Genomic DNA, 23,563 nt, shown 5'->3' with positions numbered 1-23,563 from the left:
CTCTTTGATTATTTAAGTTGCCTGCCCCGGGGTACTACCTTTGTGCGATACGGGCTGACATATTTAGCGCCATAATACGATACGTGCATCATGACTGAGTTTAATGAATTCTCTGGCCCAAAAATGCGCACCACTGCATGCTTCCATGCCTATACGCATAGATGGCAGATTTGCTAATGTAGTCAGAGATTTGGTGCGTGATAGAGATTTATGAAGACATAGAACCTCCTGTTTTGAAAAAGACACTTAAGTGTGGAAAATCCACATGAGGGGGGATCCATATAATTCGTTAGGCGAATATAAAAAATCGGAGATTTAACATGGAACGAACTTTCCCTAATATCTTAAAAAGATTGCACGCAATTGAAATCGATTATGCCGACGGAGAAGGGATTGATTTCTAACCATTCGATGAGTTTTCAGATTCACACCCTCTACTGAGCAGTGGAATATCCAAAGCAATTTCAGAAGAAGTAACTCAGAGAAATCCTGGGTATGTATCTTGGCAGCAAGAATGCTGGTTGTCCCACTGCAATGATGCTTGTGAGTTTCATGGAGACGCATCAGAGGAAGATGTAAAACAGGCATCCGAAGAAACAAAAAAGCAATGGATGCTTGACTACAAAGGTGACGAGAAATTTTGGAATACTGTAACTAAAAGGTACTACCCAAAAGGTGATAATGCATTTTACAAGTTCAAGTGTCGTCACTGTAATTTGGTTCTATTGGGGTGGGACTGTTCGTAGTAAAAGCTTAACAAGGTGCTACTCGAGGAGTTGGTAAAGCCATTACTTTTTTAAACAAAAAAGCCGCCAACCTCACCAAACCAGTGAGCACGACGTTATGAATAATTTGGTTAGGTGGTAAATTGGATAATATTGATGTCTCAATCTTACTTGTTATTCTGGGATGGATAGCAATCCCGACGTTTTTCTTTTTTGCCCTATTTTTTGTGGTTTGGTTGGTTTTGAAATCGCAAAATAATGAGTTAATTCAAGGGCGATATGTGATTTCGAAGGAGGTTGATTGTGTTAGAGGGCTGTGGTTTAGCATGTCTAGTTTCATGGAAGAGAAAGCATTCCTGCAACTACAAAATGGTTGGCTAAAAAGTCTTTTAAAGTTTATCTATCCTCTGTACTTTCTTTGGGATCTAACCTTTTTACTTGCGATTGTAGGATTCTTACTAGTGGCTGGTTGGTTATGTTTTTCGTAAGAAATTTCACATAACAAATAAGAATAAGAATAAGTGTCGCGTAGCCGACACTTTATTTGGGTAATGCACAACCCCGTTGCTGCTTTATTAAGTCAATTGCTCGAGTGAGCTCCGGATGGATGTATGCCCGCCACTGATTAACAGGCGAGCAGCGCCATGAAGTTTTTAGACATTATATAACTTCAATGGGTTATATCACTGTGTGTCTATTGTTCCGCGCTTTCTCCTTCGATTAAATGGCTGCTATTATCCTTATTTCTGATCGCCTTTCGGCTACCTCGGTCGTGAAAATACGCCGATTATTTAGACTGTAACATGTTAGATTTTACTCAAACTCAACTTATCCGTCCCCCCCTCTAGTGTGCAACTTCTAATCAATTTCCATCCAAAACTATGCCAGAAGAAGGCCGCCCATCGGGCGGCCTTCTTCGTACGGAACATTGCTTACTCTACTCTTTACGGCTTAGTTTTCGGCCTAGCCGTTTTCTCGCATTGCGCGGAGCATCCAAGCGGTTTTCTCGTGCTCGCGCATACGATCTGACACCAGTGATGCGGAAGATTCATCGTCGGCTTGCTGTGCCAACTTCAGTACTTCACGGGCGGTGCGAACAACCTGTTCGTGGTTTTGGGTGAGTATGTCCACCATGTTATCCGCAGACGGAACGCCTTCCACTTCTTCAATCGCGCTTAATTCAGCAAAGGCTTTGTACGTGCCAGGTGCAGCAACGCCTAACGTGCGAATTCGCTCTGCGATTTCATCCACCGCCAGTGCTAGCGCATTGTAATGCTCTTCAAACATGACGTGGAGTTCACGGAATTGTTTACCAGTAACATTCCAGTGGAAGTTATGCGTTTGCAGGTATAGGGTGTATGAATCCGCTAATAGGCGTTTTAGCCCTTCTGCGATCACTGTTCTGTCGTGCTCTTGAATACCAATATTGATGCTTGTCATAACCCTTTCCCCATCTTGTTCAGCGGTTTGCCTTAACGTTTATGGGCTTAGTGTATGACGGATTAGGTGATAGGTATAATCGTTGAAATTTATAGATTCAATCTGTCATACCTATCATTTTAGGTGGGTAATTATCCGTTGCGGTAGCGCGTAGGGAATTGGTGGCCGATGTCGGTAAACACACCGTCAACACCCCAGTTGAATAACTGGTTAGCGCGCATCAGGTTGTTGACCGTGTACACGTTCACGACAAGACCGTGTTCTTTCATTTCCTGCACTTTATCTTTGGTGAGCCCTTCGTTAGCAACGTTAATGGTGTCAGCCTGACATGCCTGTAGGGTTGATAACCAATCTTCCGGAATCTGTGGCTCAAATAAGCAGGCAACGGCCACATTCGGGCAACGACGTTTGAATTCTGCCAGTGCTAGAGGGTTGAAACTGGAAACCAACACGTCGGCGTCTCTGTTGAGGTTTTTTAACCCTTCAATGACACCGCTGATGAGCTTTTCGGTGTTTTCCCAGCCTGACGTGCAGGATTTTATTTCAACGTTCACATTGAGTTTTAGAATGTTCATCAGGGTGATGAATTGGTCGAATGTTGGAATTCGCTCGCCAATAAAGGCGTCACCGAACCAACTTCCTGCATCAATATCGTCGAGATCTTCTGCTGTCAAATCATACAAACTGCCGGGTCTGTCGGTGCAGCGATCTAAGGTGTCATCATGGCTAACAACTACCGTTCCGTCTGCCAAAATATCCACGTCGCACTCTACCCAGCTAAGACCATGTTCTGGTGTTAGCGAGAAAGCGGCAAGTGTATTTTCAGGCGCAAGTGAGGACATCCCTCGGTGGGCAAACAATGTTTTCATGGGTCAACTTTTCTAAGCTATTTGAAGCAACTATACGCAAATTTTTGCAAAATTCCTGTATCAACTAAAATAAAAACTGACATATACCACACATAAAAAAGCACTGCATAATGCAGTGCCTTTCCGTTACGATTGTACTGTTTATCAGTGACGATTCTTTTTATAAGAGCAGCTTAATCAAGTTTCAACGCTTGGTGTTGAATCAACTGGTTCAGTATATCCGTCCCCGTCGCACTCATATCGAGACCAAGGTCCGCCAATACCGTGTTATCAAGGGCAATATCTTGCACTTCCATCCCACCTGCCGTTTGGGACACATGGAGCGTCAGCCCATCACTGGTCACTTCAGGGCGAATATAGTCCAGCAGCTCGCCAATAGTAGAACCACTGCCAATGGCTTCTGGCAATATGGCTGAGATATCTAACTTATCACCCGTGACAGTGTCACCCACATCAAAATCTGTCAAGGTGTCGGTGGCGAGTTCGCCAGCTTCGACATCCAATGCTGACCAAGCATAAATGTCATCGCCAGCGCCTCCTGTCAGCGTGTCATCGCCTGCCCCGCCTACCAGGATGTCATTACCTAATCCACCAGTTAGCGTATCGTCGCCGTCTCCCGCATACATGCGCTCTCCGTCATCATCGGCTGTCAGCACATCATCATCTTCTGTGCCGAATTGCGTGTTGCTTGGGTCAAACACCACCAATTGACCCGTCATCAGCATGGATTCAAGTATCTCGTCTTGCGTTAAGCCTGTTGCATCTGTGCCTAGCAGTTCATTCAGTGTATTGCCTTCAATGAGAATGCTTTGAAGCGGTTCGCTATTTTCATTAAAAATCTGTATTTGTGTGTCACTGCCAACGGTTTGGATATCCAATCGATTCGCCAAATCTGTGAACGTGAATAGCCCATTTGCAATGAAGGCTTCCGAGATATCAATCACGTCGACGCCAGCTTCAAAATCTTTAATCACGTCGCTAGCCAGATTACCTGGAGTACCAAAATCACCGGACTTCCACGCAAAGGTATCCGCTTCACCATCGCCGGTGCCATTGAGGTTGCCACCCCACATTTGGTCGTCACCCTCACCACCAATCAGTATGTCTTCGCCTAAGCCACCAGCAAGGATATCTTCGCCCGCCCCACCGTGCACTTGGGTGGCTTGATTACCATCAACCACGAGATCGTCGTTGGTGTTATCAGCGTCGTTAAGCACTGGCGTTGTTGCTGTATCAACAACATTGACATTAATGGTGAGGGACGCATCTTGAGGATCGCCATCGCCCACATCTGACAGCGCTGTTACCGTCACATCACCCACTGGTTGGGCAGTAAAGCGAAGGTTGAGATCAGCAAGGTTTAGTGACGCTAATTCTGTTTGGCTGAGTGTCCAATTTCCGCTGCCATCGTTCGTGCCCACTGGGTCACCCGCACTGTCTACCAACTCGCCCTCGGTACCTAACCCGCTAAAGGTTAAGCTGAACTCATTTTCAATTGGGTCAACGAGGGTTGCCATCAAGCCAAGCATAGGCACAAGCACACCCGTGGATGCTCTTATGGACGCGAGCTGCGACGCGTAAGTTAGCTCAGGAAGATCGGATTTTGGCGCAACAACGATGGTGACGACATCGCGATCAAACTTCTGTCCACCCGACCCAAAGTTCCCGCGGTCACGTGTTGTCATTGTCAGCGAATCTTCACCTGATGCGTTTTCGCTAAACTGGTAATTAACACCACCTGCCAACAAGGTATTGATAGCATCAATATCGCCTTCTAACGTTAAAACGTTTGACCCATCACCCGACACAGTGATGCCCGTACTGTCCCCGACCAAATCTAACGTGTTTCCATCTTCCACCTTCAATTCAACGTAAACAATGCTCGCTCCTTCTCTTGCATCTACATCTTGCACTTGAAGGTCGGTGATCGTGAGTATCGTGTCTTCTTCTGCATCGTAACTGTCTGCGATCACATTGACGGGTTTGTCGTTAACCGCAGACACCTCAACGGTAATTTGTTTATTTACCACATCAACCGATACGTCGCCGTTATCGACCGTTTGTATCGCTAAATCCAACACAAATGTGCCGTTGGCATCTTGTGGCGGCGTAAACGTCAGATCATCCAATCGCGAGCTATCGACAGTAACAACGACGTCGCCGCCATTCGATATCTCGGGTGTCACCGACCCCGTCACACCGTCTGGCAATACAATTTTCCCGCCATCAGGCACACCGGAAATGGTGATCAAAAGGGTCTCGGCTTCGTTTTCTGTCACATTGACGCCCGTCGGTTGCCCGCTTTCATTCACGCTGTCTCTGTCATCCTTCGCTTTGATTTCCAACTCGAGATGAATGTCGTTATCTTCAACACCACTCGCTGTGGCTTTCACACTGGCATTGGCGCCATCCGCAACCGGATCGACAGTGAGGGAGACTGTCTGAGAAAAGCCCGTTGGCGTATCCAGGCTCTCTTCTTGCGTATACACGGTCACGGTAAATTCAACCGTTCCGCTGAAGTTAGCCGCTGGTTCTACTTTGATTTGGGATAGCGACGCATTATCGATGATAGCACTGGCTGGAATGATCCATTGCCCTTGAGAGCCATTCACTGCGGGCGATGAAAGCGTGAAACCAAGTGGCACGTTCTCAACAACAATTGAGGCAAGAGACTCAGAATTATCGATATCGTTAAAGGAGAAGCCAAGGTCAGCTAACGAAATGCCCTCTGTAGGATCTTCGTCCGCAGTTATGGCCACAACATCGTCATCCTCCAATGCAATGCCGTTTTGAGTAAACGTGACTTCATCGTTTACGGCGATGACGTCAAAATTTATTGTCGTATCAACCGTGCGGCTATCTGTCCCCGTCGAGGCGGTATCCGTAATGGTTACGGTTGCAGAGATTTCTACTTCACCGCTGAAATCCGGAGCAGGCTTAAACTTGATGTTATCAATCTGACTGGCATCGACCACTAATGTGGTGGACTCTGTACCATCAGGTAAGATGAAGACACCCACCCCGGCTGGAACGGTCAGCGTTGCGCCACTGATCGTTTCCTCGCCATTGGTTTGGTCTTTATCTGCAAAATTTGCCGTCAACGCAAGAATAGCAATGCCATCTTCTAGTGCTTCGTCTTCAACAATCTGCTCTGTTTCACCCGTATCTAGAGGTTGCCTATCCCCATTCAGCCCTTGCGTTTCTTTCGCTGTTAACTGGAATGAAAAGGCTGTGGAGTTGTCACTGGGTTGGGCTTCGCCGTCAGGGGGTGGCAAATCGACCAACGGCGTGACATTGAGTTGAACAGAAACCACAGACGTTTCCGTGTCGCCACTTCGTGTATCTACACTCACAAACGTGACAGGCACCATTAACACCCCGGCAAAATCATCAGGCGGGGTGATTGACAGCCCACTAAGATCCAGACCGTTAGGGTATGGGTTTCCGTCGCCTTGTCTTGCAGGAACCTCAAACACGTAACTGCGATTATCAACGTGAATCCTTGCTCCACTCACTACCGTCAATGGCGGAAGGTCTGATGGGTTTATCACCACCGTGATAACATCAAACGCCACGTCACCGGAGGAATTGCTAGGATAGGTAACCGCATCACCCAACGCGTCAAGAGAGATTGCGTTGTCTTCTTTTCCTTCAATCACCACTGGCGTTGTTGGCACGACCACTTGCTGAGCTTCATGTTCAATGGTGTTGTTATTCACATAATTAAGTGTGATTTCCTCACTCGAAACAGGGGCTAACAGGCTGGTATCGTTCTCGCCCGCATCACCCGCATCAACCGCCATCGCGCTAATCGTAAAGGTGGTTGATCCCGAACTGTTCGGTGGTGCAATAATACTAAAGTCATTGGGATCGTTAATAATCCAACCGCCATTGCCATCGGTCACTGCATTGTCGACGTAAAAGCCTGCTTCTAAACCCGTGATGACAATACGAATAAGGCTTTCGTCACTGGAATCATCCGGGTGAGCGAAAATGACGCCTTCATCTAAATCAATTCGCCCGTCACTGTCCGTCGTGATTTCGGAAACCGACACACCATCTTGAACAAGTTGAATTCGCCCTTCTTCAGTTTCGACTGACGCGGCAATATCAACCTCAATCGAGCCTGTGATCTCTTTTTCTGTGCTTGTTTGACCTTCGAGATCATCCTGCCTCACCGTGACGGTTGTCTCCAGTGTCAAATCAAGATCGCTATGCGGGCCGCGTTTCACTTGGAACAAGTAACCTTGGGCAATCTGCGCTTCTGTCAGCGTGACTTTGTCGCCGTCCAAGGTAAGAGGGATAACGTCTGGCCCTCGAACAAGCTGGACGCTGTCGGTCGACGAAAAGCCTGAGATGGTCACACCGACCGCTTTTTCTATGACATCGTCACCATCATTACCCGAGCCTGGCGACAGAGAAAGAACAGGTTTCCAATCAATAGTGATCCATTGGTCTTCTCTGCCGAAAGAGGTAGATGTGCCATAGTCTGTGGCATCAATAACGGGTGGGCCAACAACCACTTCAATCACAGTTTCTATGGCTTTCTCATCACCATCGTTTTCTGTCGCAACTAACTTGGCATTGATACGCACATCTTCTGTGGAATTAGGAGGCAGCTTGATGAAAACATTCGACGTCGCAAAGGTAGGGAGATCGACCGAATACGTCGGAATAGACATCCCTGCACCGTCCGTTGCCCAACCCGCAAACGCGAGCTCTACATCAGTGAGGCTGCCATCGGCATTTTTAACAACAAAAGCAACGCCATCGGGAATATTAGAAACCACCAGTGTCATCGACTCAGACGTGTCTGTCGGTGACAGTGCACTTTCCCCAGAAGACACGGTGAAATCAATGGCGACGAGACCATCGCCTTCAATGCCATCTTCCGGCACCGTGGTGGTTACCACACCCGTATCGGCATCATATTGCCATTGACCGGGATCAGTACCTTCGTTTTCCACCTCAAATACTGGCGTATCTGCCACACCAGCAATGTTGACGTTAAATGATTGAACAGGAAGTATTCGTTCATCGTCCGGTGAATTAGTCGCGGAATCAACAACAATACCTTCAACCTTCAGCGTGAAGTTTTCATTGCTGTGAAGCGGTGGTATCAATTCTAGTTTTGCTAAGTCATCAATAGCAACGCGATCGGTTTCTGTGACGGGAGTGATCACTCCGCCATCGTTAAGCTGCAATGTCGCACCATCTGGAAGGTCAAAAATCCGCACATAGAAGACTTCCGAACCATCGGTATCGTTACCTAGGCTGGTAATGGATATGGCATTCGCAAGCGAAATAGCATTGCCTTCGGCAATGTCTGAATTTGGGTTCCCCGCGTCTTCATTGCCAACGACAGGGCGAACCACAACCCTTGCCTCATCAGAGACAGGCTCTACACGCAAAATAATGGACGATGTTGTTTCCGCGGTTTTTTCTGCAACTAGGTCAACAGGATCAGATTCCGTTGAAATCGCTTTAATGCCTAACGTGACATCGCCACTAAATCCTTCGTCTGGAATGAAACGTACTTTGTCGAGTCGTGAAGGGTCTTCTAACACCCAAACGCCATTGACCAAGTTGATTCCACCCCCTCTCAACTCACCCATATCTGGGCTTAAAGTAAACTCAAGCTGCAATGTTTCCGAGCCATCAGTATCTTGCAGATCAGAAGAAAGTAGATCGCCTAACGTAAAGTTGAGTGGGTCAGATACATTGATAGCATAAGGGTCAAAATCTTCTTTCATTTCAAACACGCCATCAGCCGCATCGCCAATTAAGGTGATTGTCGGCGTGTCTGCTATGGCCGACACTTTTATTTCAACAGGTGACGATGTCATGACAGGGTCATGACCCGTGACTTCCAGCTCAACATCAAACTGAATCAGATCCGTGTCGTCATAGGAGGAATAGTCGGCATCAGGAATAAAGGTCACGCCTGACAAATCAAAGAGAATTGGCGCTGTTGTTCCTGACGCTTGAAACATGTTACCGGAAAAAACAATGTTTCCATCGCCGTCTGGCAAAATCTCGGTACCGTTGAAATAGAATTTCCCGCCAATATCACCGGAAGGGTCTTTGGTCATGAGCGTGACTTCACCGTCAAGTACCAATATACCGTTGTCTTCGTAGGCTTCACCGACGTCATTGTCTCCAATATTCACACGAACATTGATGGCTATGCCTTCAGAAGCATCGATGCCCGCATTTTCGGTATTGGTATCAATTTGCCCCTGATCTTCTTTACCTTCGATTACGCCGCCTTTGGCTGGCGCGATCGTAATAATTGGCGTCTGGTCGTTAAGCGTCAGGGAAATTTCACCCTCCGCTTTGTCACCATCATTGTCAGTGACTTCATATTGAATGGCTTGGTTGAGTACCGCTGACGGATTAACAACGTTTGCGGCAAATGTGAAGGTAATTTCCCCTACAGGCTCATTTCGTGGGTCAATACGCATTGTGCCAATTTCTCCGTTAGGAGAAACCGCTGAATACAAGGTGATCGTAGACGGCCTTGTTGTGGAAACATCCACCCACTCAACACCGTTGTGAATACGCGTAATATGAGCGCCATCCGCGCCTTGCAAGCTTTCATTATCCGCAGGGTGAGAAGGGTCCGTGATATCAAACACATCCACTGTGACTGTGGTGTCTTCAGTCGATGAGTCATCAACCGCTAACGTAATGCTTCCTTGTGTGGTCGGCACATCATCTTGCACCGTGATCGGAACGCGAATGTTATTCGACTCATCGCCATCAGCATCAACGGTGAACGCATTAATGCTAAACGTCAGAGAGTTTTGTCCATCACCTGGCTCGTGATCTAACGCTGATAACAGTTCGAACGTAAACGTACCATCAGCATTCAGCACCACATGCATTACATCTCGGTTATTGCCAGAGCCATCATCCGCGACACCGTAATAATGTTTTGGGTATGCGGCAGTTTCCGGACGTTGCTCCAAGAACACGTCATAGCCACTCGCCAATACGGGTTGGCCGTTGTCATAAACAACGTAATCACTTTTGAAAAAGAAATTGCTAACATCATCGCCAAGATCGCTATCAGCATCGAGTGTATTAGGATCACCACTGTCGTTGGTCGCATCAATGTTCAACGTACCGCTTGATTTCGAGCCCTGACTAATTCCGGTTCCATCATCTATGCTGCTTTCTTCAACATAGATAGGATCAGTCGTGACCAAACCAAAGGTTGTAGAATCATCATCATTTACCGTAAAGGTCACTAAAAGTGGCGCTTCGACATTGGTATCAGTTGGGTCAACCAATTTGTCTCCATCGGTATCTTCAACTTGAATAGGCAGTTTGATATTGATTTTTTCGCCGTCAGCACTGACAAAACTCCCATCAATCTGATCAGCCGTTTCAGTGGGATGTATCAGCGCTTGGAATTGGGTAAACGCTGCATCGACATCCATGCCTAAGCCATCCGCCGCTTGCTCTGATGTCAGCACGATTCTGATAGCAGGCTCGCCATTAATCGACGCCAAAATGGTCAATACTGCGTTGCCTGCCCCATCAGTACTCGGTGTGATCGTGACGCTATCAACGAATTCATTCTGATTGTTAGAAAGAAGCTTCAGCTCACTGATCAAGGTGGCGTTGTTATTACCATCATCAATTGAGAAGGTATCTGGCACCAAGCGATCAGATGCGGCACCAACGTTAATGGTTCCTGTTTGGGTGTTTTCAGGTGCCGATGCGTCGTACTGATTTTGTGTTTGATTTTCTTCCAGTTCAATCACATCAGTTGGAGCCCCAAAAGCATCTAACCTTTCTCCCCCAAGGGCGGGCGTACCATCAATGATGTTAAACGTGACTGACGAAATATTACTGACGTCTCCATCGGCATCGGTGGCGGTATAGGGAAGTGTGAAGCTAGATTTCTCGTCATCACTATCGCCATCGCTGGCTTGATGTTGGTCTATCGGTTGATATTGGGTAACGGTGAACGTTGGATCGTCAGATGCGCCTGATGGCGAGAACGTAATTTCTAGCACCTTCTCTGGTACACCGTTGTTATCTGAGTAGACGGTGATCACACCCTCGACGGATGTATCAACGGTGGTCGGCATGCCATGGCTAGTTATACCTGCAAAAGCGCTCTCTGCGGCCATCACATCGAATGAGATGCTACCTATCTCATCACTGCCTAAGTCTATACCGTCTGATGTATTGCCAACTTTTGTTTCACTGGGATCCGTTTGAGGCTCAACAACATCAAGGCTGCCTTCTTTCAGTACCGTATCTTGGCCATCATTACTGACCAAGGTAACGACAGCAGGACTCTGCATGAGGTCACCGCCGGTGTCAGCAACTTGCAATGGCATATTAATGGAGATGCTATCACCATTCACTGCCACGTAACTGCCCGTGCTCTCTAAGTGATCAAGCGGACCGGATTGCGTCAGCGTTGCCGTTACAGAAAGCCCATTTCCATCTTGCGTGGCAGTGATCGTCAAGGTCACCACAACGTCACCATTAACCGTTCCCACCAGTGTAAACGTTCCAACACCATTACTATCAACACTGGTTTGGCGAGTAAATGAGACCGCTTCTCCGTTCGATGTCAGTGTGGCTAATTCAGCTTCAAATGCCGCCAAATCACTCGGTGCGATTTGGAGCGAGCCGGGCAATAGACGCTCACTACCTCCTGCAATGGAAAGAGATTCAGTCTGCGACACCCCGTATGTATCAGGATCTAAGTCACCTTCTGTCACCTCAAGAGAGAGACGTTGCCCACCCAACGCATCGACATCAACAACAGGTGGTACTACTGGTGTTGTTCCATCTGTATTTGAACCAGAGTTTTGATCGTTGTCACCGCCAAGAAAATTGACCTCGTCAGTGTCGCTTGCCAATGGACCTGTGGTGTCAAAGCCCGCTTCGGTTAGCGAAGAGGCATACAGATAATCCACAACAACAAAACCCGCATTTGATGAACCAACGCTCTCCCCCGCAGCGGGCTCTTCGAAAAGGTCGGTGGGGTCGACGCCATCTAGGATCAATTGCTGCAAATCAGCGATATCGAGGTTCAGGTTGTCGCCAATGGTCAATTCATCGGGGTTAAAACGTACACCAATTGGAGAAGTTGCAAGTTGTGCATCACTGTCGGAAAGAGGGATGAGGCAAGAAGCACAGCGACTGTCTACATAATATTTCTGCCCATTGAAGCTAGCAACAACACTGCTGCTATCATTGGTCAGTAGAACTTGATTGGGCGCTATGAGCATACCGGGTTGGGCTGGAACGATCCCTGAAGCGTTAGAAACCAAAAATGCTTGCCCTTTGACGCTGTCAATATTTAACGCTGTGTCAAACTCATGACCAATCATACTTTCTTCCCCAACTTATCCATCGCTTTTTTACCTGCGAATCCGCGTGCTTAGAATCTACACACATAGTGTAACCAGCAGCTATATCCAAGTCTTACCCCGTACCTGGCTAGTTTCTCTGCGTACTCAACATTGAGACAATTTGATACAAGTTCGCTCGTGGTTTAACGCTTGTCGCTCCGTTTTTGACACGGTCAACACTTATAAGATTAGGAAAATCAGCGCTACTCGTATCAAAATTTATGCAGTATCGGCTTTTCACGAATGGATTCCACACAGCAGGTACGGATTAAAATCACTAAGTACTTGAATAATCCATATCTAGCCCTGATATTAACTCCAAGAATAAATAAAGATGGGTGAGCAGGTAGTCTGTTCGTATACCCAAACAACATGAAGTTACTCGATTTCATAGGCACCTTCAGGTTGTTTGGGTATATACACCTACACGGAGTAAATATGGCTATTCATGTCGGTATTATTGACCAAGACCCGGTTCGGTTGGTTACTGCTTTGCTGCATCAAGAATTCAAAGCCGAAAAAGTGATTTTCATTGGTGTTGAGTGTCAGCTTCCTCAGTTCGAGCAGCTGAGTAAGGTATTGAACCCAAAGGGCATTGTTACGGAATTCTTCCAGATCCCGTCAGACATCAATATTCCTTTGATCAAAAGTAAAATCGTTGAACTCGCGGAACGATTGAAGCGAGAAGGCGCAGAGGTGTGTTTTAACGCAAGCTGTGGTTTGCGTCACCGCCTATTGACCGCCTACGAAATTTTCCGCACTTATCACTGGCCCATTTATGTTATCGAACCTTTCAGTGATGAGCTGTGTTGGCTCTACCCTTACGGCCTCGAGCAACAGCAGGTCGAAGACCACATCAACATCAGCGACTACCTAACAATTTTTGGTGCGCGTTGTGAACTGCAAGACGAAGACATTCGCAGTGTTCTTGATACCTCAATTAAAACCTTAGGCCATAAGTGGGCAAGCAACGCCTATGAGCTTGGTCCGGGCCTCGCGACCTTGAACTACTTGGCGACCACTTGCCGCAAAGAGCAAAAGCTAAATGTCGAACTAAGTGAAAAGCAGCAAGGCTATCGTGAACTCAGCATGTTGATCGACGATCTCACTGACGCTGGACTGTCGAGTTACGACAAAGGAATACTGACGTTTGAAAACGAAGCCGCTCGACGTTTTGCGAATGGCGAATGGCTAGAATGGTATGTGCACCACATAGTTGAGGAGATTAAGCATGATCTTCTGACTATCCAAGACTTATCACTGGGTGTTCAGGTTTACCGAAAAATCGGCGAAAGAGAAGTACGTAACGAATTGGACGTCGCCACTGTGGTCAACAATAAGCTGCACATCATTGAATGTAAAACCAAAGGCATGTCGAGTGATGGTGATGACACACTTTACAAGCTTGAATCCATTCGCGACTTGCTAGGTGGGTTACAAGCAAGAGCAATGTTAGTGAGCTTCCGCCCATTGAGACACCACGATATTACGCGTGCAACCGACCTGGGACTTGCGCTCATTGGCCCAGACCAACTAGGTGATCTTAAAAAGTATCTCCATGAATGGTTTTTAGCTGCCGGTGGTACGGAAAAATCGTCTTTTGCGTAATTAGTAAAACTGCAGCATATAAAAAGCCGACGTTATATAACGTCGGCTTTTTGTTTTATATCACTTTTCCAGCTTAAGAAATCAACATCTTACGTGCTGATTCAACAACGACTTTTATCGAACGTGCTTCTGTTTCTGCCATGGTCGCTTGATCAGGGATTTCTTTTTGTGTGCGGTTGATGATCACGCCCGCCACACATCCTGCTTTCAATCCAGAGCTTGCACACATGGTCAACAAAGTGGCAGATTCCATCTCAAAGTTCAGTACGCCCATGTCTTGCCATTCTTTCATTGAGCCTTGGAAGCGTTTAACCACGCGCCCACTGAACGTATCGTAACGTTCTTGACCCGGATAGAAGGTATCGCTTGATGCCGTAACGCCCGTATGCACTTCTGCACCAGACGCATCTGCGGCAGACTTCATTGCTGTCGCCACATCAAAATCAGCAACGGCAGGAAATTCTAACGGCGCGAAATGGGTACTTGCGCCATCAAGACGTACTGAACCCGTGGTGACAATCATATCGCCAACGTTAATGTGCGGCTGAATTGCGCCCGTAGTACCGACACGCAAAAATGTACGAACACCCAGTTGAGCGAGTTCTTCAACCGCAATAGACGTCGATGGGCCACCAATACCCGTTGAACAAACCACCACTGACTGGCCTTCAAGTTTTCCCAAGAAAAGCGTGTACTCACGGTGACTTGCCAAAAATTTCGGTGAATCCATTAAAGCAGCAATTTTTTCGACACGCGCCGGATCGCCCGGGATAATAGCCAGAGTTGCGCCTTCAAGATCAGATGCATTGACGCCCAAATGGAATACGGTTTGCTCAGTCATGATGTTCTCCTCACTGTATCGTGTCCCTCAGCGTCATATCATTCGAAAAGTGCTGAGTACGATGACCACGAATTATAGGGTGGTGATGAATTTAGCCATCACCTTACCGTTTAGGACAAAAAATAAAGTGACAAACTTCAACTTTGCATCAATTTCATTTCATTTCATTGCAACTTTGAGTGACATAGATCACTTTAAAGAAGCATCACCCCACATCTAGCACTTGCCTATTTCGAGCTATTTGGCCCGTGTCGTAACAAACGTAAAGCATTGACCGTAACAATGGCTGTCGCACCACTGTCTGCAAGTACCGCCACCCAAAGTCCTGTAAAACCAAGCACGGTGGTGACCAAAAAGATCGCTTTCAAACCAATAGCAAGCGCCACATTTTGTCTGACATTAGCCATCGTAGCGCGGGCCAATGTAATCACGTCCGGAATCGTTTCTATACGGTTATGGCTGAGTGCAATATCCGCGGTTTCAAGGGCGACATCCGTCCCACTCCCCATTGCAATCCCAATCGTCGCGGCTTTCATTGCGGGCGCATCGTTAATGCCATCCCCCACCATAGCGACGCGAGATCGCGTTGCTAGCTCATTGATTGCATTGACTTTCCCTTCAGGCATTAAGCCCGCTTGGTACTCCATGTTCAGTGCGTTCGCTAACCCTGCCGCAGCGTTGGGGTTATCTCCTGTCAACATCAATGACTGGATACCTATCCCGTTCAAGCGGTCAACTGTCATTGCTGCCGTTTGGCGAAGTTCATCACGCCAAGCAACCACGCCTATTGCTTCACTTTCAACAAATATTACCGCCACGGTTTTGCCGCTTTCGGCTAATTGCTGCGCTGACGCCGCGTTGTCAGGTTGGATAAATTGATTGGCATTGAGCTTATCCAAGGCAACAACCGTGATCTCCTCACCATGAACGACACCAGAAACACCTCGTCCTGACTGAGTGTGGACGTTTTGAGCGCTTGGGATAACCACATGCAGGCGCTGCGCCTCTTCAACCAACGCCTTTGCTAGCGGGTGATGCGACCCAATTTCTATTGCCGCGGCTTGAGCAAGCATGTGATGCGTTTCTCCTTGCCAGCAGAGAACATCCGTTACAACGGGTTTACCTTGCGTCAGCGTGCCTGTTTTATCGAATGCTACCCATTCCACTCGGCTTAGTGCCTCAAGCGCAGCACCACCTTTAATTAGTGCGCCATATTTTGCGGCTGCAGCTAGCCCTGATGTCATTGCCGCAGGTGTAGAAATCACTAAGGCACAAGGACAAGCGATAAGAAGCAGCGCTAACCCACGATAAATCCAAACATCCCAGCTTTCGCCAAATAGCAGCGGCGGAATAACCACAATCAGCGCTGCAATCAAAATCATGAGCGGCGTATACCAACGGCTAAATCGATCGATAAATCGCTCCACTGGCGCACGGCGAGATTCCGCATCTTCAATCAGCGTCAAAATACGGTCAATCGCACTTTCACCTTGCTTTGAAAACACAATCAATTCGACACGCTGATCCACCGCAAGCGCCCCTGCCGGTATCTTTTCACCCACCCGTTTTTCTACGGGGATAGATTCACCTGTCAGTGCGCTTAAATCAAAGCTCGCACTTTGTGCAAGCAACGTCGCATCAGCGGGTAGTCTGCCACCTGGAGAGATTTCAATCGTGTCCCCCGGTTGAAGAGAAGATACGGGGACGTCTTCTCTCGTGCCATCAGTGGCAACTTTCACTACAACATCGGGCACTAAAGCCATCAAAGATTTAATTCCCGCACGCGCTTTCGCAGACGCATAACCTTCTAGTCTTTCGCCGATGAGAAACAGAACCAGCACCATGGCAGCTTCTACGGTTTCACCAAGATAGAGAGCACCCAGCGCTGCTATGGACATCAACATCTCAATCGAAAATGGTGAGCCGCTTCGCGCTAATATCACCGCTTTTTTGACGATAGGTATCAAGCCAATCACTGTCGCAGCGCTAAACAACCATGGTGATAGATCTGGTCGCCAGAGAGACAGTAAGCCGGATAGCGCCATAATCGCTATCAATGAAAGGAGAATACCCTCCTCTTTGATGCGCATGGCAACACTTTTGGTTTCTGTTATCGAAGAGGGAGCAGAAAGTTCAACCAGCGGAAAGCCGGTTTTCTTCGCACGATTAGCAACCTGCTCGCGTTGAGCATCAGTCGGCAAGGCATTAAAAATGACGACGAGCTTTTCGGTGGCAAATCGAACGTTTACCTGCGTGACATCATCGAGCCCATTGATTGCGGCTTCGAGTTTTCCCGCACAACTTGGGCAATCCATGTTTGTCACACGCCAGGTGTATGTGTTGCTCTCGTTGACGCTAAGTTCTTGATGATCATTTGAAGCTGTTGGCGCTTGGCTGCTGTGTGAGTGGTCACAACAGCCATGCCCCTCTGGATCGTCACTATCCTCGACGGTGGTCGCGTGACAGCCTTGCGCTGTATCCACGGAAGCATCGCTCTTGGGGTTGCAACATCCACCGCCTGCGCCAGAGCTCGTAACTTCCGCAGTTTGATGTTTCTCGTGATGATGGTTAGCTTGTTGGCAATGTCCCGATTTACATGAATGGCTCATAAGGATTCTCCCTTCTTAAACTTACATTCAGTGTAAACCTTGGAGTCATCTCCAAGGTCAAGCATCTATACCTCAGTAACTTGAAGAAACATCATTTTTTGCCAATGAGTTACTTTAGGCGGTCAAAAATCACCTGAGTATCAAGACATTCTTGATAGTCGCGGTAATCGAGACCTGCATCAAACACAAAATGGGTAACAAGCTTTTTCGCCGCTTCTTGTAGAGACGCAGCTTGCCATGGTTTCTCAAAATAGCGCTCTATACGAGCATTGTTGATCGCTTCAATGGTATCTGCATGGGTGGCTTGACCTGTTAGTAGCACTTTTCTTGTGGCACGAAACCTTGGGTCTAACGACACTTCCGTTAACAACTCAACGCCCGTTTTTTCTGGCATGACATGGTCAGAAATGATCAGCGCAATGTGCTCGCCGTCCGCATCGAGATCATCAATCAAAGCCAATGCTTCGTCCGCAGATTCACAATCTTCGATGTGAAACACCGCGGAAAGAGGAGCAAGATCTTTAAGCACAGCGTCTAACACTTCACGTTGATCATCAACGCAGATGATATTTACTTTTTCCATCTTTATCCCCTTATTAAAGTTACCCACGCCACCAGAGTCACTGTCATGTCTGAAGACGTGGAAACATTGCTATAAAAAGTTAACCAGTCGAAGAATCCATACCATGACAAAACTCAATGCCACGCCCACCACACCAAGTATCACACCCACTTTCGCCATTTGATGGCTGTTCACGTGGCCTGTCGCATGGGCCAAAGCATTTGGAGGTGTACTAATAGGGAGAGACATGCCCAAAGATGCTGCAAAGGTAACTACCAAGATCAGTGTCGTTTCGCCCCCCAGTGAAGAGAGTGACGTCATTGACATACCTAGCGCGGCCATAATTGGCATCAGCAAGTTAGCCGTAGCAGTATGAGACATGAAGTTTGCCATCAACAAACAAAGAGCAGCTGCACCCACCAACACCAATTCTGGCGCAAAGTGTTCAAACGGAATGCTATGCACCACGAGCTGCGCAAGGCCTGTTTTGTCCAATGCCAAACCCAGAGCGAAACCGCCGGAGACTAACCAAAGTACATCCCACGACACTTTCTTTAAATCTTCTTTATTGATGATCCCTGTCATCGAAAATACCGCGACAGGAATCAATGCTACGGTGTAGGAATTCATACCGTGACTAGAGCCCATCAACCACAACAATACGGTGACTGCAAAGGTAACGTAGACAGTGATGGCTTTAGGTGTTTTAAGAAACTTACCCTTAATGCTTAAAGAAATTGACGATTCATCTGATGGAAACAGCTTGCTGAGTAACACCCAAGCCAGCACCAACATGATGATGACAAATGGCACGCCGAATGACATCCATTCACCAAAGGTGATCAAGTTTTCACCCGACAAATACTTCAATGCAATCGCATTGGGCGGTGTGCCAATTGGAGTACCGATTCCACCAATATTCGCCGCCACCGGAATGGACAGGGCAAAGGCAATTTTCCCAGGATCATTCGGCTTAAATAACATCAAAATCGGTGTCAAAATCGCAAGCATCATTGCCGTGGTTGCTGTGTTGGACATAAACATGGAAAACACGGCGGTGATCAGCATCAATCCTGCCATAACCATTTGTGGTTTATGACCAAATGGTTTTAACAACACGCGGGCAAGGTTGATATCTAATCGGTATTTGGTCGCCGCCATTGCCAGAAAGAAACCACCCAGAAAAAGCATAATGATTGGGCTAGCAAAGGTTGCCATGATGTCGCTGTAATGGAGTAACCCACCAAATTCTGGCGTTCCCGCTTCAGTTCGAAACCAGATGAGTCCTTTGTCTGATAAGAAGAGTAATTCGAGAACGATCACCAATACCGAGGTAGCATAAATGGGGATAGGCTCTAACACCCAGCAGAGCGCCGCCAACAGAAACAACGCGATGGCGCGTTGTTGCATCACGGTTAATGTTTCAAAAGGAAACGCGGAAGCCGGTAGTAGCATGACCACCAGCGGAATAAGAATTGGAAGAATGTATTTCGCATGAATGCGCATGATCGCCTGTAATCCCTTAAAGCAAACGCCCACATTCCGTGGGCAACACGCTCATTCTGCGCTACTTGCTTGAAAGGAGTACTGAATTAGATCAATAAATTGGAACGATTTCTGTGCAAAAACACCTAGGGTATGTTGACCTTTGGTGATGATTTTTGCAGCAGTTTGTGGCGGCTTTATACAAGGCAGAGACTTCGATGTGTAGCTGGCCTACATGAGAAGTCGATAACGCAGAAGAAAGGCGGCACACGCCTCTCCTAGAACACTTTTAGCCAGAACAAAATTTAGCCACCAAAGGTAAACAGACCCTAACGAAGAGGGGCATTTTTCTCGGTGGTATTATCAAATGCTTCTTCACTTTCTTCAGCCATCACTTCTCGACAGCTGGTGAACGCTGTGACAGGCACGCTAGGTTCAATCGCGATAACGTCTTCTTCTTTTTCCTCATGGTCTTGCGCAAGTTGGACGATCAGTTTCTTAACCAGTACATAGCCAGCAATACCAAAAATGATCGAACCCACAGCTTGACCAATCAACACGCCTTGCGCTCCGCCCAAATAACCACCCGCGTACACAAACGGAATGGTACCCAGCGTTGCCTTACCTACATTAAGGAGCGTTGACCATGTTGGTCGGTTGAGGTTATTGAAGGCCGCATTGGAAACAAACAATGTGCCATTGAAAAGGAAAGTAATGGCGATATAGGTACAAAACAGCGAAACCATGGAAGACGCGTCACCATCAAGGCTAAACGCATCAATAATGAGCCCTTGAGCAAAGAACAAAATGAGTGCCACACCAACACAATACGCTGTCACAAACTTCACTGAATCGGTCAGTGTCTGCTGTACCCTATCAAACTTTTGAGCACCGTAGTTCTGACCAAGGATTGGCCCAACCGCGCCAGAAAGCGAAAAAATCAATGCGAATGATACAGGTAACAGCCGCCCCATCACGGCATACCCTGCAACAAAATCCGCGCCATATTTTGCAATTTGTGCCGTTACGATAGCATTGCCAATAGGCGTTGCTGTGTTGGTAACGATTGCCGGACCGGCAATATGAAAAATAGCGCGAAAGTGTTGAGATAAATCCGTCAAGCTTGGGCGAGCAACCAGATCATGTTTACGATGAACGGCATGATATGACACACCAAACAGCACAAAGCGCGAGATTAAAGACGCCGTTGCTGCACCTTCAATTCCCATCGACAACGCAAAGATAAAGATGGGATCAAGTACCGCATTCACGGCCCCACTCACCAAAGTTGCTGCCATTGAACGTTTAGCATCACCGACGGCTCGTAATGCTGCCCCGCCTGCCATGCCCATCGCCATCAATGGCGAACCCGGCAAAAGTATCACGAGAAAATCTTTTGCCTTATCAGCGGCTTCACCGTTGGCGCCAATCATCGCTAAGATAGGATCAACAAACAGCAAAATGACACCCACAGTGACCGTACTTACGATGGCAGAGAACACCATAATACTTCCGGTTAGCTTTCTCGCTTCCTCTCGGTCACCCGCCCCTAACGCACGACTCACTAATGCGCCCATCGCAATAGAAGTACCGATCGAGACTGATGTGGAGAAAAACAGGATAGTGCCTGCAAATCCAATGGCGGCCGCTAACTCAACTTGCCCAAGTAGACTGATAAAAAACATATCGGCCAAATCGACCAAAAATAGCGCCATGAGTCCAACCGCACCTGACGTAGACATCACAGTGATATGGCGCATGATTGAGCCGTTAACAAACTTGGCTTGTTGCTGATTAGGCATACTTGGTATCCGTATCGAGTAAAACGAAATTGTCAGCCATCCTAGCTGCTTGAAAAAACGAAGGACTGTCAGAATGACAAGGTGAAGATCCTTGATCATCCTCTTACAAACAATTGGGTATAGATAGATTTAGAAAGTAATATTGTGCCATGAAAAAGAGGTGCTTCAAGCACCTCTTTTGATACGACTTATTCGAATAAATTGTTTAACTACACTGGATGCAGGAAGCAATCATCGATTTGCGCCGCTATTGCCTTCAAAATATCTCTTCGCGAAATAATGCCGATGAGTCGTTCATGCTCGTCGACAACAGGATAAACTTTGGGTTTGGCAGGCAACATCTCTTCTGCCAGCTTAATGATGCTCTCCTCCGGCGATACAGAAGACACTTCTTTGTGCATACAGTCTTCAACCGTATTGGAGTCTTGACAGTAGTAACCCGCTTTGAGCAGTTTGTGAATCATATCCTGTTCAGACAAGAATCCCACAACATGGTTGTGTTCATCCAATACAGGGCCCCCCGTTTGGTGAGCATTCAGCATTTTTTCGAGCGCAACAGACAGAGACATGGAAGCCTTGAAAGTCACGGGTCTTTTGTTCATGTAATCTTTTACTTTTATGGATTCCATGTATTCCCCTTTTAATGATTGGTCTACACGCAGTGATAGGGAAAATCTCTATTCTTATCTAACAGTGTTGACCAACCTGAGGAAATTACTAGCACTCTCGAGACTATTTTTATCCTTTGTCACAAATGAAAGAGATCAATGCGCCAAATTTCTTTTATTTAAGCAAACTTTATTCATAAAAAACCAGCACCTAATAAGGTGCTGGTTTCATTGCATATGAATCGATAACGGTTAAACGACTACATGAAAAGCATCATGAGCAAACCAAGAGGAATTTTCTCCCCATTTGGCGAGACCAGCTGATCGCCTTCAATTTTCGCTGTCAATGTCACGCCGTTTTCAGCTTGAGAAACGAAACCGTAAGATTCAATATTTGCTAATGATGCTTCCACCTCAGGAATACCTTGAACGTAAGCAGTAGGGACATTCACAAAAATGTTGCCCTTGAGCTTAGACATTAACGCACCCATATTTTGCGTTACACTGCCAAGGCCAGGTTCAATAGAAAGATCAAACTTCGCGTTGATGTTCCCCTCAGGGGTATCAAGCTCAAGTGGAGTGATCTCAAACGTCATCCCTTTTTCTACCAAGCCATCAAACACTGTCTGCAACTTCATCATGTCTTCAGGAGCCGGTTCCGCCCCCATAGAATCAGCAGTGTTCGCCAACGCAATCATGGAGTTGTAGTCAAGTGCGTTAAAGTTAACGCCGACTTTAAAATTGTCGATAACTAAAGTATCTGGTACATCAAGTTTATTAAACGAAATGACCGTCGAGTTATCAAAACGAAGCGCATCAGGCAAGGCGGTTTTCACGTCACCATTGTCAATTGCTGACAGTGCATTCGATACGCTTAACCCGAGTTGACTGATTGTCGCAGCCGAACCAAATGCATCATTGAAGGCGCTCGTTCCGATGTTAAGGCTTTGGGCTCCCACCCAAACATCATCAACCAATTCACCATTACCGCTACCGGTAATTTCCGTCAAGTTGAACGTCTCACCTTCTGGGCTAGACAATTCAAGAGAAGGCATTTCCATCTGGAAAAGCATCACACCATTTTTATCCACCGTACCCGAAATGTTAGCCGGTGAACTCGTGATCTTTATTTCTTCATTGCCCCCATTCATAGCGCGAACGGTGACGTCATACTGGGTGTCTCCGAAAACAGAGGTCTCAGTGACAACCGTCACAGGCGATTCCCCTGACGGCCACAGCAAATCGGTAATCACTTTCATGTCAGGTGTCATGTCTAAGGTAGACGTTGTGCTGACCCCCATGAAACCGTGACTGACATGGCTGGTGACCGAGTACGACGTTGGCAAGCCTTCCTCTTCGTAAACCTCTTTCATCCCACCAACAAGAGAGACGCGCGTCACCACCTCTGACGATAGATATCCTCTATCATAAGATTCATTTTCGACTGAAATATAGCGGGATTGAACTTCCTCTATCTCTCTGTCATAGACAGACTGACCGATTTGACCCGTCGCGAAAGGCCACAAAACAGCAACCGCTACAGCGCCTGCAATTGCCGTGTATTTTCCAAATATCATTTTTACTCCATGTACTCCTTCATGAGTTTTACCGAGTGTAAACCATCGCGATCT

The 23,563-nt window shown here is 47.1% G+C and carries 12 protein-coding genes and 1 pseudogene; 3 read left to right on the top strand and 10 right to left on the bottom strand.

Annotated features, from left to right (window positions below):
* Positions 1-425: 425 nt before the first annotated feature.
* Positions 426-746: pseudogene (locus LRP50_RS25775) on the top strand (CbrC family protein); the annotation flags it as partial.
* Positions 747-868: 122 nt separating this feature from the next.
* Positions 869-1,213 carry a hypothetical protein gene (locus LRP50_RS21640; RefSeq protein WP_274166514.1) on the top strand — a complete coding sequence of 115 codons (345 nt, stop codon included), beginning with the start codon at positions 869-871 and terminating at the stop codon, positions 1,211-1,213.
* Positions 1,214-1,688: 475 nt separating this feature from the next.
* Here LRP50_RS21640 and LRP50_RS21635 read toward each other — a convergent pair whose 3' ends face one another.
* The 3 genes from LRP50_RS21635 to LRP50_RS21625 form a co-directional block, all read right to left on the bottom strand.
* Positions 1,689-2,165, bottom strand: a complete 477-nt coding sequence (locus tag LRP50_RS21635; protein ID WP_274166513.1) for a Dps family protein — start codon at positions 2,163-2,165, stop codon at positions 1,689-1,691.
* 131 nt (positions 2,166-2,296) lie between these two features.
* Positions 2,297-3,034, bottom strand: coding sequence for a glycerophosphoryl diester phosphodiesterase (locus LRP50_RS21630; RefSeq protein WP_274166512.1), 738 nt, complete (start codon positions 3,032-3,034; stop codon positions 2,297-2,299).
* A 173-nt stretch (positions 3,035-3,207) separates the two neighbouring features.
* Positions 3,208-12,396 carry a retention module-containing protein gene (locus LRP50_RS21625; protein WP_274166511.1) on the bottom strand — a complete coding sequence of 3,063 codons (9,189 nt, stop codon included), beginning with the start codon at positions 12,394-12,396 and terminating at the stop codon, positions 3,208-3,210.
* Positions 12,397-12,855: 459 nt separating this feature from the next.
* Between LRP50_RS21625 and LRP50_RS21620 the strand changes: the two genes are divergently transcribed.
* The gene (locus LRP50_RS21620; protein WP_274166510.1) at positions 12,856-14,025 is read left to right on the top strand and encodes a Card1-like endonuclease domain-containing protein; all 1,170 of its coding nucleotides are present in this window, start codon (positions 12,856-12,858) and stop codon (positions 14,023-14,025) included.
* A 73-nt stretch (positions 14,026-14,098) separates the two neighbouring features.
* Here the strand turns inward: LRP50_RS21620 and udp are convergent, their stop codons facing one another.
* The 7 genes from udp to LRP50_RS21585 form a co-directional block, all read right to left on the bottom strand.
* Complete coding sequence (gene udp / locus LRP50_RS21615) at positions 14,099-14,866, bottom strand: uridine phosphorylase (protein ID WP_274166509.1); 768 nt, start codon at positions 14,864-14,866, stop codon at positions 14,099-14,101.
* A 227-nt stretch (positions 14,867-15,093) separates the two neighbouring features.
* On the bottom strand, positions 15,094-17,475 hold the full coding sequence (locus LRP50_RS21610; RefSeq protein WP_274166508.1) for a zinc/cadmium/mercury/lead-transporting ATPase: 2,382 nt from the start codon (positions 17,473-17,475) through the stop codon (positions 15,094-15,096).
* A 109-nt stretch (positions 17,476-17,584) separates the two neighbouring features.
* Positions 17,585-18,058, bottom strand: coding sequence for a response regulator (locus LRP50_RS21605; RefSeq protein WP_274166507.1), 474 nt, complete (start codon positions 18,056-18,058; stop codon positions 17,585-17,587).
* A gap of 69 nt (positions 18,059-18,127) precedes the next feature.
* Positions 18,128-19,543, bottom strand: coding sequence for an SLC13 family permease (locus LRP50_RS21600; protein ID WP_274166506.1), 1,416 nt, complete (start codon positions 19,541-19,543; stop codon positions 18,128-18,130).
* Between the two features lie 308 nt (positions 19,544-19,851).
* On the bottom strand, positions 19,852-21,324 hold the full coding sequence (locus tag LRP50_RS21595) for an MATE family efflux transporter (RefSeq protein WP_274166505.1): 1,473 nt from the start codon (positions 21,322-21,324) through the stop codon (positions 19,852-19,854).
* 209 nt (positions 21,325-21,533) lie between these two features.
* The gene (locus LRP50_RS21590; protein WP_274166504.1) at positions 21,534-21,953 is read right to left on the bottom strand and encodes a CBS domain-containing protein; all 420 of its coding nucleotides are present in this window, start codon (positions 21,951-21,953) and stop codon (positions 21,534-21,536) included.
* A 239-nt stretch (positions 21,954-22,192) separates the two neighbouring features.
* The gene (locus tag LRP50_RS21585; RefSeq protein ID WP_274166503.1) at positions 22,193-23,509 is read right to left on the bottom strand and encodes a DUF945 family protein; all 1,317 of its coding nucleotides are present in this window, start codon (positions 23,507-23,509) and stop codon (positions 22,193-22,195) included.
* Between the last annotated feature and the right edge of the window lie 54 nt (positions 23,510-23,563).

This window comes from Enterovibrio gelatinilyticus (assembly GCF_028683095.1).
Lineage (GTDB): Bacteria > Pseudomonadota > Gammaproteobacteria > Enterobacterales > Vibrionaceae > Enterovibrio > Enterovibrio gelatinilyticus.
The sequence above is the reverse complement of the archived record's forward strand: the minus strand, read 5'-3'. Positions and strand labels throughout refer to the sequence as shown.